The sequence below is a fragment of the Frigoribacterium sp. 2-23 genome (assembly GCF_049601585.1).
GTDB lineage: Bacteria > Actinomycetota > Actinomycetes > Actinomycetales > Microbacteriaceae > Frigoribacterium.
Genome location: NZ_CP187126.1, coordinates 1,176,456 through 1,188,975 on the forward strand (window position 1 = coordinate 1,176,456; position 12,520 = coordinate 1,188,975).

Annotated in this window: 14 protein-coding genes; 5 read left to right on the forward strand and 9 right to left on the reverse strand. The window is 71.5% G+C overall.

Annotated elements, in window-relative coordinates; all coding sequences use genetic code 11:
- Positions 1–44 precede the first annotated feature (44 nt).
- The 5 genes from ACPEEZ_RS05600 to ACPEEZ_RS05620 form a co-directional block, all read right to left on the reverse strand.
- Positions 45–1,220 carry an adenosine deaminase family protein gene (locus tag ACPEEZ_RS05600; protein WP_423923637.1) on the reverse strand — a complete coding sequence of 392 codons (1,176 nt, stop codon included), beginning with the start codon at positions 1,218–1,220 and terminating at the stop codon, positions 45–47.
- A complete protein-coding gene (locus ACPEEZ_RS05605; protein WP_423923639.1) occupies positions 1,220–2,302 on the reverse strand; it encodes an extracellular solute-binding protein in 1,083 nt (360 codons plus the stop codon). The genes ACPEEZ_RS05600 and ACPEEZ_RS05605 overlap by 1 nt, the downstream gene beginning before the upstream one ends.
- A 61-nt stretch (positions 2,303–2,363) precedes the next feature.
- Entirely contained in the window at positions 2,364–3,419 is a 1,056-nt protein-coding gene (locus ACPEEZ_RS05610) for an ABC transporter ATP-binding protein (protein WP_423923641.1), read from the reverse strand.
- The gene (locus ACPEEZ_RS05615) at positions 3,416–4,213 is read right to left on the reverse strand and encodes an ABC transporter permease (protein ID WP_423923643.1); all 798 of its coding nucleotides are present in this window, start codon (positions 4,211–4,213) and stop codon (positions 3,416–3,418) included. The genes ACPEEZ_RS05610 and ACPEEZ_RS05615 overlap by 4 nt, the downstream gene beginning before the upstream one ends.
- Positions 4,210–5,031: an ABC transporter permease gene (locus ACPEEZ_RS05620; protein ID WP_423923645.1), complete on the reverse strand. Its 822-nt coding sequence runs from the start codon at positions 5,029–5,031 to the stop codon at positions 4,210–4,212. The genes ACPEEZ_RS05615 and ACPEEZ_RS05620 overlap by 4 nt, the downstream gene beginning before the upstream one ends.
- Before the next feature lie 251 nt (positions 5,032–5,282).
- Between ACPEEZ_RS05620 and ACPEEZ_RS05625 the strand changes: the two genes are divergently transcribed.
- On the forward strand, positions 5,283–6,251 hold the full coding sequence (locus tag ACPEEZ_RS05625) for a LacI family DNA-binding transcriptional regulator (RefSeq protein WP_423923647.1): 969 nt from the start codon (positions 5,283–5,285) through the stop codon (positions 6,249–6,251).
- A gap of 102 nt (positions 6,252–6,353) precedes the next feature.
- Here ACPEEZ_RS05625 and ACPEEZ_RS05630 read toward each other — a convergent pair whose 3' ends face one another.
- Positions 6,354–6,635, reverse strand: coding sequence for a protealysin inhibitor emfourin (locus tag ACPEEZ_RS05630; protein WP_423923649.1), 282 nt, complete (start codon positions 6,633–6,635; stop codon positions 6,354–6,356).
- Positions 6,636–6,668: 33 nt separating this feature from the next.
- On the reverse strand, positions 6,669–7,712 hold the full coding sequence (locus tag ACPEEZ_RS05635; protein WP_423923651.1) for a M4 family metallopeptidase: 1,044 nt from the start codon (positions 7,710–7,712) through the stop codon (positions 6,669–6,671).
- 94 nt (positions 7,713–7,806) lie between these two features.
- Here ACPEEZ_RS05635 and ACPEEZ_RS05640 point away from each other — a divergent pair, with 94 nt between their 5' ends.
- Positions 7,807–8,349 carry an adenine phosphoribosyltransferase gene (locus tag ACPEEZ_RS05640; protein WP_423923653.1) on the forward strand — a complete coding sequence of 181 codons (543 nt, stop codon included), beginning with the start codon at positions 7,807–7,809 and terminating at the stop codon, positions 8,347–8,349.
- Positions 8,350–8,363: 14 nt separating this feature from the next.
- Here ACPEEZ_RS05640 and ACPEEZ_RS05645 read toward each other — a convergent pair whose 3' ends face one another.
- On the reverse strand, positions 8,364–9,104 hold the full coding sequence (locus ACPEEZ_RS05645; protein WP_423923655.1) for a M50 family metallopeptidase: 741 nt from the start codon (positions 9,102–9,104) through the stop codon (positions 8,364–8,366).
- A gap of 118 nt (positions 9,105–9,222) precedes the next feature.
- Here ACPEEZ_RS05645 and ACPEEZ_RS05650 point away from each other — a divergent pair, with 118 nt between their 5' ends.
- The 3 genes from ACPEEZ_RS05650 to rpsO all read left to right on the forward strand — a co-directional run bounded on the left by ACPEEZ_RS05650 (position 9,223) and on the right by rpsO (position 11,044).
- Positions 9,223–10,116, forward strand: coding sequence for a nuclease-related domain-containing protein (locus ACPEEZ_RS05650; protein WP_423923657.1), 894 nt, complete (start codon positions 9,223–9,225; stop codon positions 10,114–10,116).
- Between the two features lie 113 nt (positions 10,117–10,229).
- Positions 10,230–10,682, forward strand: coding sequence for a VanZ family protein (locus ACPEEZ_RS05655; protein WP_423923659.1), 453 nt, complete (start codon positions 10,230–10,232; stop codon positions 10,680–10,682).
- Between the two features lie 92 nt (positions 10,683–10,774).
- Positions 10,775–11,044, forward strand: coding sequence for a 30S ribosomal protein S15 (gene rpsO / locus ACPEEZ_RS05660; RefSeq protein ID WP_423923661.1), 270 nt, complete (start codon positions 10,775–10,777; stop codon positions 11,042–11,044).
- A gap of 105 nt (positions 11,045–11,149) precedes the next feature.
- Here rpsO and ACPEEZ_RS05665 read toward each other — a convergent pair whose 3' ends face one another.
- The gene (locus ACPEEZ_RS05665; RefSeq protein ID WP_423923663.1) at positions 11,150–12,409 is read right to left on the reverse strand and encodes a coiled-coil domain-containing protein; all 1,260 of its coding nucleotides are present in this window, start codon (positions 12,407–12,409) and stop codon (positions 11,150–11,152) included.
- Between the last annotated feature and the right edge of the window lie 111 nt (positions 12,410–12,520).

Consider the following 12,520-nt stretch of genomic DNA (forward strand, 5'->3'; position numbering starts at 1 on the left):
GCCTCCTCGGCACGGCGCCCGCCAGGGTCTCGGGCGGCGCCGTGTCAGCCGGCCGCGACGCCGAACTCGGTGTCGAGCGCCGCGATCTCGGTCTCGAACCGGCTGCGCAGCGTCGCCTTCTCGGCGGTGGGCAGCCACGACGCGTCGACCCCGGCGAGACTCATCGCCCTCAGCTGATCGGCCGTCGCGCCGATGCTCTCGCTCATGATGCGGTACTCGGCCGCGAGCGTGGTCGGGAACATGCCCGGGTCGTCCGACGCCGGGATCAGGGTCAGGCCGGCGTCCAGCATGGCCTCGATGGAGGCGCGGCGCCAGGGACGCCACGACCGTCGCGACGTCGTCGACACGACCGTGAACGCCACGCCCTCGTCGCGGACCCGCGCCACGACGTCGTCGTCTTCGAGCACGTAGTAGCCGTGATCTATGCGGTCGCAGCCCAGCAGGTCGAGGCAGGTGATCGTGTTGACCGCCGTCGGAGCGTGCTCGGACGAGTGCGCGGTGCGGCCGAGACCCGCGGCGCCGGCGAGCGCGTACGCATCGGCGAAGCGCTCGGGCGGCCCTTTCGTCTCGAGGTTGTCGAGGCCGATCCCGGCGACGTACTCGTGGGGGTGGTCGACGACGCGGCGCACGAGTTCGAGGGCGTGCTCGCCGCTCTGGCTCCGGTCGATGCCCGCGATCATCCGACCGGTCATGCCGAAGTCGCGCTCGGCCAGGCGGATGCCCTCGGCGTAGGCCTCGATCGAGCCGCGGTAGCCGAGCGACTCGAGGTGCGGCGGCACGGCGTCGAAGAACAGCTCGAGGTGCCGGGTGGCACTCGACGTGTGCGCGTCCTCGAACGCCTCGTAGACGATGCGCGTCAGGTCGTCGGCGTCGCGGAGGACCTCGACGACCCAGTTCGACGCCTGGAAGAGCGAGTACGACACGGCGGGCTCGCCGGCGCTCGGCCCCTGCGGCACGGGGATGCGCGTGTGGCGGTAGAGCGCCGGATCGGGCGGCAGCGAGTTGATGTCGGCGAAGATGCGCTCGGGTTCGTCAGGCAGTGCGAGCTTCTCGCGCCGGGCGAGCTCGGCGAATGTCGACGCCCGCACCGTGCCGATCAGGTGGCAGTGCAGGTCGGCCTTCGGCAGACGGTCCAGGTAGGCGGTGGGCAGGGTGCCGGCGACGGCGGACGACTCGGAGTCGCCCGCCGTCGCGGTGGTCCGTGGTGCGGTGGAGCTCATCAGCGCGACGTCACCTCGCGGGCGAAGCGGTCGACCCAGTCGCTGCGGGTGGAGACGAGCTCGGTCGGGTCGAGCGTCGAGTAGCCGGCCGCGATCGGGTCGGCGGCGATGTCGCCGACGACGGCGTCGATCGTGTCGGGCACCGTGGCCTCGGGGTTGACGGGCAGGTCGCCGACCAGGTCCGCCGACGCGGTCTGCGCCTCGGCCGAGAGCAGGTAGTCGATGAACTGGTTGGCGGCATCCGCGTTCGGGGCGCCGGCGGGGATCATGGCGCGGTTCGTCGCCATGTAGCGGCCCGTCGAGGGGGCCGTCCAGCCGACGGGCTCGCCCGAGGCCACCAGGTCGGTCGCGAAGCCGCTGAGGGCGTCGGCGGCGACGATCTCGCCCTGCGTCAGCAGGTTCGTGACCTCGGTCGACGAGCTGTAGAACTGCAGCACGCCGGGGGCCCACCCGCCGATGGTGTCGAGGGCGGAGTCGATGTCATAGGGGCCGTCACCGTACGTGGCGGCCACGCCCGACACCATGAGCTGTCCGGCTGTCACCGAGATGTCGGGCAGCGCCACCCGACCCTTCAGGCTGCTGTCGCCGTAGAGCTTCCAGTCGGCGGCCTGCGCGGCCGAGAGCTCGTCGGTGTCGTACAGGGTGCCGTTGAGCTGATAGCTGTAGGCGGGGCCGTCGTAGCTGTTCTCGGTCGCGAAGTCGGCGATCGTGCCGAGATTCGGTACCTCGGCCGCGTCGACCTTCTGGAAGAGCTCGTCCTCCTGGCCCAGGGCGGCGTAGTAGTCGGAGATCAGCATGACGTCGACACCGGGGTCGCCGTCGGCGAGGCGTAGCTTCGACAACCGGTCGGTGTTCGAGCCGGTCTCGACCTCGACCTTGATGCCCGTCTTGGCCGTGAACGGGTCGATCACGGCCTCCTGGAACTCCTCGACGCCGAACGGGAACGTGCTGAGCACGAGGGTGTCGCCGTCGGCCTCGCCGCCTCCGGACGACGAGCAGCCGGCGAGCACGAGGGCGGCGGTGGCGGCCGTGGCGGCGAGCGCCAGACCGCGTCGGCGCGCGGGGTGGGGGAGTCGGTTCATGATCGGTCCTTTCGAGGGGAGGTGCATCAGGGCTGACGAGAAGGAGGCGCGGGTGCGGCGGTCAGTCGGCGAGCGTCACGAGACGCCCGGCGTCGGCCCGCACGCTCACGTCGTCGCCGATGGAGACGACCGGCTGGCCGGTGTGCCGCACGTCGGACACGAGTCGGACGCCGGCCCCGGACGCGTCGGTCGCCTGGACGGTGACGAGCACGTCGACCCCGCGGTAGGCCACGTCCGTGACGGTCGCGGGGAGGGCGAGACCGGAGGCCGATGCGCCGACCGACGCCGTGCCTCCGGATGTCGGGACGACCTCGAGGTGCTCGGGGCGGACGGTCACGGTCGTGCCGCCCGCCGTCGTGACGAAGTTCTCGTAGCCGAGGAAGTCGGCGACGAAGCGGTTCGCGGGGTTCGGGAAGACCTGCTGGGGCGAGCCCTGCTGCATGATGCGCCCGGCGCGCATCAGCACCATGTCGTCGCTCATCTCGAGCGCCTCGTCCTGGTCGTGGGTCACGAGCACGACGGTCAGGCCGGTCTCGGACTGGATGCGGCGGATCTCGGCGCGCATCTGCACCCGCAGTCGCGCGTCGAGGTTCGACAGCGGCTCGTCCAGCAGCAGCAGCGTGGGGCGGATGGCGATGGCCCGCGCGAGGGCCACGCGCTGCTGCTGACCACCGGAGAGCTTCTTGGGCTTGCTGCCGGCGAGGTGGGCGAGTCCGACCAGGTCGAGGGTCTCGAGGACGCGCTTCTGCCGCTCGGCGGTGGGTACGCGGCGCAGCTTGAGGCCGTATCCGACGTTCTCGGCGACCGTCAGGTGCGGGAACAGCGCATAGCTCTGGAAGACCATGCCGAGCCCGCGCTTCTCGGGCGGTGTCCGCGTGCTGTCGACGCCGTCGATCAGGATCGTGCCCGAGGTCGGTGCGGTGTAGCCGGCCAGCATGCGCAGGGTGGTCGTCTTGCCGCAGCCGCTGGGGCCGAGCAGGGTGGTCAGCTTGCCCTCGGCGATCGAGAGGTCGATCGAGTCGACGGCGGTGAAGTCGCCGAAGACCTGGCTGACCCCACGGAGCTCGGCGGCGACGCGAGGGGCGGTGCGGACGGGTGACACGACGGGTGTGCTCATCGGTTGATGCCTCCGAAGATCTTGGCGAAGCCGACGGTGCGTTCGGCGATGACGGCGATGACGACGGTGCCGGCGAGGATGAGCGTGCTCATCGCGGCGACCATCGGGTCGTAGCTCTGCTGGACGTAGTCGAGCATCGTGACGGGCAGGGTGCGGAAGTCGCGGCTCTGCAACAGCAGCGACAGCGGCACGTTGTTGAACGACGTGACGAAGCTGAGCAGTCCGGCCGAGAAGATGCCGGGGCGCAGCAGCGGCAGGGTCACCGTGAAGAAGGCCCGGACGGGCGAGGCCCCGAGACCGCGCGCGGCCTCCTCGAGGGCGGGGTCGGCGAGGGCCAGCGAGGCGCCCGTCACCCGCACGGCGTAAGGCAACATCAGCACCGTGTGCCCGATGAGCAGGGTCGGGAAGTTGTCGAGTCGGAACCCGACGATCAGCTGCTGGTAGAGCGCGAGGCCGACCACGAGTTCGGGCACGATCAAGGGGGAGAGGAACAGCCCCTCGACGAGGTTCTTGCCGGGCAGCCGCCCTCGGTGGATCGCGAGCGTCGCGGGGATGCCCAGCGCGAGAGCGATCACGGTCGCCAGCAGGGCCAGCTCGAGGCTCGAGACCAGGGCCGACGTGAACGGGGCGTACGACAGCGCCTTGTCGAACCACTGCAGCGAGAACCCCTGCGGCGGGAACTTCAGGGTGCGGCCCGACGTGAACGCGGTCGCGACCACGAACAGGATCGGCACGATCATGACGACGTAGCCGGCGACGGCGAGGCTGCCCGCGAGCGGGCGACGGGTCTTCACGAGGTGGCTCCCTTGCGGGCGACGAGCGACGAGAGTCCGGACACGGCGAACACGAGCACGGTCATGATGAGCGCGGTCGCGGAGGCGCCGGCCCAGTCGATCGTGACGCTCGAGTACGAGAACAGCTGCGTCGAGAGCATGCGCTGGCTCGAGCCGCCGAGCAGATAGGGGGTCGTGTAGGCCGTCACCGAGCCGGCGAAGACGAGCGTCGCCGCGACGACGATGCCCGGCAGCGACAACGGGACGACGATCGACCAGAACGTGCGGGTGCGACCGGCGCCGAGCCCTCGTGCGGCGTCGTCGAGGCCGGCGTCGATCTGGGCGACGGCCGAATAGCACGAGATGATCGCCAGCGGCAGGAAGAGCTGCGTGAGGCCGAGCACGATCGCCAGCTCGGTGTAGAGCAGCTGGGGTGCGCGGTCGGTGAGCCCGAGCCCGGTCAGCGCCTGGCCGATCGCCCCGTTCGAGCCGAGCAGCACGAGCCAGCCGAAGGTGCGGACGACGTTGCTGAGCAGCAGCGGGAAGATCGCGAGCGCCAGCAGCACGCCCGACCAGCGCGACGTCGAGCGCGCCAGGAGATACGCGATCGGGAACCCGAGCACGATGCAGATCACGGTGACGAGGAGGCCGAGGCCGACGGTGCGTCCGATGATGCGCAGGTCGAACGGGTCGGTCAGCATCTGACCGAGCCGGGTGACGATGTCACCGGGGGCGACACCGGGAGGCGCGAACAGCATTGCCAGGGACGGCACCAGGAATCCCACCAACAGCACGGCGAGTCCGGGCAGGGCCAGGAGCGCGGGGCGGCGTGAGTGCATGCTCGGCCTCCGATCGGGGTTCGGGGTGGTTGGGGGCGCCGGCCGGCGACTCCCGATGAAACCGGTTGTGGAACCGGTTACATCGAGCCTAGGGTCATCACGACGGCGGTTCGAGCCCGCCGTGTAACAACCATGTAAAAAGCCCCCGCGGGGCTCGGCTGTGCTCGGTACGTGTCGGCCCTACGCTGGCGGGGGTGGTCGATGAGGCGCGCCGACCGTGACCGCGCCGCGATCGAGAGCAAAGGGGAACCGTGTCCACACTGGTCGACGTGGCGACGCTCGCCGGCGTGTCGAAGGCGACCGCCTCGAGGGCCCTGAGCCACTCCGAGCTGGTCGCACCCGAGACCGCGGCCCGTGTCTTCGGTGCCGCCGAGATGCTCGGTTTCGTGCCGAATCGTGCGGCACGGCAGCTGGCGCGGGGCCGGACGGGTGTCATCGCGCTCGTCGTCCCCACCCTCGAGAACAGCTTCTTCACCCCCATCATCGCGGGCGCCCAGTCGAGCGCCGTCGAGCACGACCTCCAGCTGACGGTCGCAGTCAACCCGCTCTCGTCGCCGTCCGACCTCACGGCCTTCGAGCGGCTGTCGCGGCAGGTCGACGGGTTCATCGTCGCCGCGCCCCGCGGTGACGATGAGATCGTCCGGGCGGCCTGCGGGGTCACGCCGACGGTGCTCGTCGACCGAGAGGTCGAGGGAGTCGCATCCGTGGTCGCCGACACCGCCACGGCGTTCGGCTCGCTCGTCTCCCGTCTGATCGCCGACGGCCATGAGCGACTCGTGTACCTGGGCGGACCCGCCGGGTCGTGGCAGGACGTCCAGCGCACCGCCGCCGTCGTCTCGGCCGCGCACGAGGTGGCCTCGCTCGCCGTACTCGGCCCGTACCCGTCGACGTTCGCGGCCGGGGTCGCCGCGGCACCCGAGGTTGTCTCGAGCGGGGCCACGGCGGCCGTGCCGTATGCGACGGCGATCGGCCTCGGGCTCATGTTCGCCCTCGGACGGGGTGACGGGTCGCCGTCTCCAGCGCCCGCACCCGTGACCGTGAGTTCGGAGCGGATGGTCGTCGACTCCCTCGGCCTCGTCGGTGTCCCGGCGATCGACGTCGACGGCGACGAACTCGGTCGGGTCGCCCTGGACACCCTCGTCACGGCGTCGCGCGGAGCGTCGGCCTCACCCGTGCGCCTCCGGTTGCCCGTCCCGGTCTACTGGCCGTCGACGAGCTGACGCCCGGCCGTCGAGACCCTCGGGTCACGGCGAGACCCTCGCCTGTCGGGGAGGGTTTCGCCGCGACGCGAGGGTCCGGCCGCACGTGCCGGGTCGCCCTGTCTAGGCTGCCGTGCCCGACGCCCGGACGCGCTCGACGAGATCGAGCCACGGCCCCGTGAGCTGTTGTTCGGGCAGTTTCGCCTGTCGGCGGGGCGTCGTGTCGACCGTGATCACGTAGACGAAACGATCGGGACGCACCGGTTGCGCGGCGGTCACCTGCGACCACGGCACCTCGTCGAGCAGCCGGTGCCACGCGGTGACGTCCGGTTCGGTGTCGACGTCGACCCGCCAGGTCCGCGTGAGCCCGGCGAAGCCGCCGGTGCGCGCGACGGAGACGATCATGCGGCGATGGTACTCCGACCCGCTCGGCCCGAATCAGGCCGTCGGGGTGACCCCGACGCCGGTCCAGCCCTCACGGGTCGCCCGGGACTCGGTCGAGCCGGCCCCGTAGCGCGCGTCGGCCGCGTGCACGGTCGCCGCGGCGAACCGGGCGAAGTCGGCGTCGGCGGGGAGATGCCCGCCCGTGAGCGTGTCGTACCAGATCTGCCCCGCGCGCTCCCACGCGTGCCCGCCGAGGGCGTCGGCGACGAGATAGAACGCGTGGTTCGGGATGCCCGAGTTGAGATGCACGCCGCCGTTGTCGTCGCTGGTCTCGACGTACCCCGCCATGTCGGCGGGCTGCGGGTCGCGCCCGAGCACGTCGTCGTCGTACGCGGTGCCCGGAGCCTTCATCGACCGCAGGGCGCGGCCCTGGACCTCGGGTGTGAACAGCCCCTCGCCGATCAGCCAGGTCGCGTCGGCCGTGGTCTGCGAGAACAGGTACTGCTCGACGAGCGCCCCGAAGACGTCGCTCAGCGACTCGTTGAGCGCCCCCGACTGCCCCTGGTAGGTCAGATTGGCGGTGTACTGCGTCACACCGTGCGTCAGCTCGTGGCCGATCACGCTGACCGAGGCGGTGAACCGGGTGAACACCTCGCCGTCCCCATCGCCGAAGACCATCTGCTCGCCGTTCCAGAACGCGTTGTCGTAGTCGCGGCCGTAGTGCACGGTGGCGTCGAGCGGCAGACCCGCGCCGTCGATGGACGACCGGCCGTAGACCTCGGAGTAGAGCCGATACGTGGCGCCCAAGGCGTCGTAGGCCTCGTCGACGGCCACGTCGGCGACGGCCGGATCGCCCTCGCCACGGACACGGTCACCCGGGAGGGTCTCGGTCTCATGCGTGTCGAAGACCGTCCGCTCGAGCGTATGCGGCGGCGGGACGGCGCCCTGTCGCGTCGCCGGCGGATCGTTGCGACGGGCGCGGACGTCGTCGATCTCGAGCAGGCCGCGCCGGGCGGCCTCGGGGGCGCGGACGAGGTGCGACGAGTTCGCCTCGGCGAGGTGGGCGAGCAGGTAGGGCGGAACGATCGATCGGCGCATGCGTGCACTCTGGCACGCACCTCCGACACCCGGCCGGGGTGGACGCCACGCGACGCGTCACGAGCAGGACGGACGCACGGCTACCGTTGTCGGTATGACCGTTTCCGTCTCCACCGCCGAGCTCCTGGACCAGATGATCGCGGTCGTCCCCGACTTCCCCCGGCCGGGCATCCTGTTCCGCGACGTGACCCCGTTGTTCTCCCACGCCGACGCGTTCGCCGCCGTGACCGTCGCCCTGTCCGAGCCCTTCGACGGCGGGTTCCAGGCCGTCGCGGGCATCGAGGCGCGCGGTTTCGCGCTCGCGGGTGGCATCGCCATCGAACAGGGGGTCGGTGTGCTGACGGTCCGCAAGGCGGGGAAACTGCCGGGCGAGGTCCTGAGCGAGAGCTATGCGCTCGAATACGGCGAGGCCACCCTCGAGCTCCGACCGAGCCAGCTGCCCGCGGGCACGCGGGTGCTCGTGGTCGACGACGTGCTGGCCACGGGCGGCACGGCCGAGGCGACCGTGACGCTCCTCGAGAGAGCCGGCTACGAGGTCGTCGGGGTCGCGGTCCTCCTCGAACTCGACGGGCTCGGCGGTCGCGACCGCTTGGCCACCCACGTGCCCGTGCACGCCCTCGGGAGCGCCCCCGCCTGAGGCGGCCGCCGACGTCAGAGCCCGCTGAGCCCCCGCAGCGACTGCCCGGCCGTCGGGAAGAGCAGCCCTGCGCCTCCGGCGAGGCACGCGATCGCCACGAGCACGAACACGGCGACCCAGAACAGCCCCGGCACGCGGGTGAGCCGTGCGAGCTGGTCCGCATCCGACTGGCCGCCGGGGGAGCGCCTCCTGCTGCTCTGCAGCTCGACCGATGCCCTCAGGGCGCCGAAGCCGAGCACGCTCGTGACGACGAGGCCGAAGACGTGCTGCCAGGTGCCGGTCGCGAACCAGGTGATCGAGAACACGATCGCGGCACCGACGAGCACGACCCAGAGGCCGAACCAGTTGCGGATCTGCACGAGCATGAGGGCCAGCAGCAGCAGGATCGCCCAGAGCAGACCGGCCGCGAAGCCGGCCGACAGCATCCACGCGGCACCGAGGGAGGCCAACGCCGGGGCCGTGTAGCCCGCGAGCAGCGTGACGACCATCCCGGGCCCGGTCCGCGGACCGCGCGACACCGTGAGGCCCGAGGTGTCCGAGTGCAGGCGGATGCCGCTCAGCCGACGGCCGCTCAGCACGGCCGCCACCCCGTGGCCGCCCTCGTGCACCACGGTCACGGCGTGACGGACGGTGTGCCACGCACCCGGCACGAGGACGAGGGCGAGCCCGATCGCGACCGACCCGAGCATCCACGATGGGGGGAGCGGGGTCGCCCGCAGCGCGATGCGGGCCCAGAGCTCGGTGACGACGTCCATGCCTCGAGCCTACGAGTGCCCCGCTGGCATGCCTGTACTGGGCCGGCACCCCCTGTACTGGTGCTGCCGGGCCGACCGGGCGAGCAGTACCGTCGCACCAGCAGAAGGAGGCGGCGCCATGACGGACCCGCAGGCACCGTCGAGGGCGTCGGCCGCTTCCGCCGACCCCGATCTCGACCAGTCGGACGGCGGTCACGGCGCGCTCGCGCATCTCTGGCGCCTGCAACAGGGGCGACCGCGTCGCTCGCTCGTCGGACGTCTCTTCGGCACCGACCCGCTCCTGCCCGACGCCCGCCGGTGGTTCGCCGGCGTCGAGGGCGAGCTCGAGGTGGCACGCCTGCTGTCGACGCTCGGCAACGGCTGGCGGACCATCCACACCGTCCCGATCGGCGACGACGCCGACGTCGATCACGTCGTCATCGGCCCCGGCGGCGTGTTCACCGTCACGACCAAGAGTCATGTGGCGGGCAACGTCTGGGTGGGGGAGCGCGCGGTCCTCGTCGACGGCTACCGTCAGCCGTACCTGCCCACCGCGAGGTTCCAGGCCGAGCGCGTCTCCGAGCTGCTGGGCCGCGCCAGCGCCCGGCACGTCGCCGTCGAGGCCGTCGTCGTCGTGGCGAACGCGAAGAAGCTGACCGTCGCCAGCATGCCGCGGGGAGTGACGGTCGTCACGGCCGCGCAGCTCGTCGCCTGGCTGCGCCGGCGACCCGCCACGCTCGACATCGACTGCGTCCGGCACATCACGCGGGCCGCGCTCCAGCGCAGCACCTGGCGCCCGTCCGCTCAGCTCGCCCGCGCCATGGGCGTCACCGTCCCTCATGACGACGTCACGAAGGAGGCGCGGGCCGAGACCGCCGACCCCGCCGAGCTCCGGGCCTGGTGGCAGCATCTCCGGGGCGAGGTGGCGACCGCTCGGCGGGTGCGCACCGCGTGGAGCCTGCTCGTCCCCGTCGGTGCCGTCCTCGGGGCGCTCGCCGTGCCTCCGGCGATCCACGCCTTGACACCGCTCTGACGGACCCGTGGCCCGGCCCGCGGGATGAACCCCGTCAGCCCTGAGGGTGAAGCGGGGCCGGAACCGGTCCGAGCGGCCCCTTCTCCCAGCGACGATGACCGACGATGACTGGCATGCGCCGTGCCGTCCTCCTTCTCCTGACCCTCGCCTACCTCGCCGGTGTGATGTGGATGACCCTGCGGCCGAGTGTGTACGACGCACACACGGCAGGCCTGCTGTGGGCCGCCCTCGACGTCTTCGCGGTCCACCCCGAGACCGCGTGGATCACGTTCTCGCGGGTGGAGTCGTGGGCCAACGTCGCGATGTTCATCCCGATGGGAATGCTGCCGGCGCTGCTGCTGCCCCGTCGCCTGTGGTGGGTGGGCGTCGTCGTGGGCTTCGCGGCGTCCGCGGCGATCGAGTGGTACCAGGGCGCCTTCCTGACGACGCGCGTCTCCGACCCGCACGACCTGCTGATGAACACCCTCGGCGCGGTGGTCGGGGCGGTGTTCGTCGGTCTCGTCCTGCCGCGTCGCCGACCGAGGCGACCCCGCACACGCGCCGCCGCTTCGACGCCGGTCTGGTAAGGTTCTCAGGTTGCCGTCCAACGGCCGCGGATCAAGAGAGCTCGCACATCGGGTGACGAGCACCGCGCAACGAACTGAAAGGGGATCCAGCTATGGCACTTGCACCTGAAGTCAAGACTGCGATCATCGAAGAATACGCGACCCACCCCGGTGACACCGGATCCCCCGAGGTCCAGATCGCTGTGATGACCCAGCGCATCAAAGACCTCACCGAGCACCTGAAAGAGCACAAGCACGACCACCACTCGCGTCGTGGACTGCTGCTCCTGGTGGGTCAGCGTCGTCGTCTCCTCGGATACCTCTCCGACGTCGACATCAACCGCTACCGTTCGCTCATCGAGCGCCTCGGCCTGCGTCGCTAGTCGCAGTCTTGCCGAACGGCCCGTCCTCCTCGTGAGGGCGGGCCGTTTCGTCGTCCCGGCGACTCGAAGCGGTGTCGGCGACCGGATTCGGTGCCGGCGATCAGATCAGTACCAGTTGTTCGCGACCTCGTGCGCCCACGCGCCACAGGGGGTGCTGTAGCGGCTCGTGATGTAGCCGAGCCCCCAGTCGACCTGCGTGCGGTAGTTCGTCAGCCAGTCGAGACCTGAGCTCGCCATCTTCTCGGCGGGTAGCGCCTGCGGGATGCCGTAGGCCTTGCTCGAGGGATTGGTCGCGTTCGTCCGCCAGCCCGACTCCTTGTTCCAGAGCTGCACGAGACACGTGTTCTCGCTGCTCGGCCAGCCGCGGCCGGCGACCACGGACGCCGCGTACGCCTTCGCACCGGCAGGGTCGTTGGCGACCGAGGTCGGCGGGGGAGTCGACGTGACCGGTGCGGGGGTGTCGCCCGGTGTGCCCCCGCCCGCTGCGGGGTTCGACGGCCGCGGTTGCATGGGGCCGGTCGCGGGTGCGGCCACCGGCCGGGCGGCGGCAGCGGCGGCCGCAGCCGCAGCGGCCGCCTGTTGTGCCTTGTAGGCCTGGTCGGCGGCCACTCCCTGGCGGTACTGCTCCTCCAGGGCGGCGCTCGTGTTCTTGAGGGCGGCCAACTGCGCGTAGAGATCGGCCGATTTCGCCGTGGCCGTGGCGGCCTCGGTCTCGGCCTCCGTCTGCGCCGATGCGGCGGCGGTCGCCGCGGCCGACGCCGCCGTGGCGCGCCGATCCCGCTCGGACCGCGCGGCGGCGGCCTGATCGCGCAGACTGCGTACCGAGTTGCTGGCCACCGTCGCATCGGCGAGGACGCCCTGCCACCGGTCGCCCAACTGCGTCAGCGTGCCCAGCTGGTAGAGCGTCGAGTCCGGGTCGCTCGACCCGAGCAGTTCGCCGGTGAGCGACGGTGTGTTCCCGGCCCGGAAGAGATGCGCGGCCAGTTGCCCGGCCGCCTTCTGGGCCTCCGTGGCGGCGGTCCTCGCCTCGTCGACCCGCACCTCCAACTGGTCGGCCTCCTGCGACGCCGTCGCCAGGGCCGCCTGGGCCTCGGTGTCGGCGAGCTGGGCCGTGACGGCCTCCTGGCCCCGTGCGGCCGCGGTGGCGTCCAGCTGGTCGAGTGCCTTCGACACGGCATCGACCTGGATCTGCGTGGCGGCGGCATCGCCCTGAGCGGCGCGCACCTGGTCCCAGGTGGGATACCCGGCGGCGGTCGCCGTGGTCGGCGTCGTCAGGACGGAGGCGCAGAGGGCGACCGAGACGGCCGCGGCGATCCAGAGAGGGGTCGATCGGCGTGCGGGGCGCGATGAATCGAAGGCACGCATGGGTTCGACCATAACCCGAAGGTTGACTCGCTCGCGTCCCCTGAACGAGGGGTGCGGGCTCGACGGGGCGCGCGCCTCCACCCGGCCGAAATGGGTCGAGTGCTAGAATGA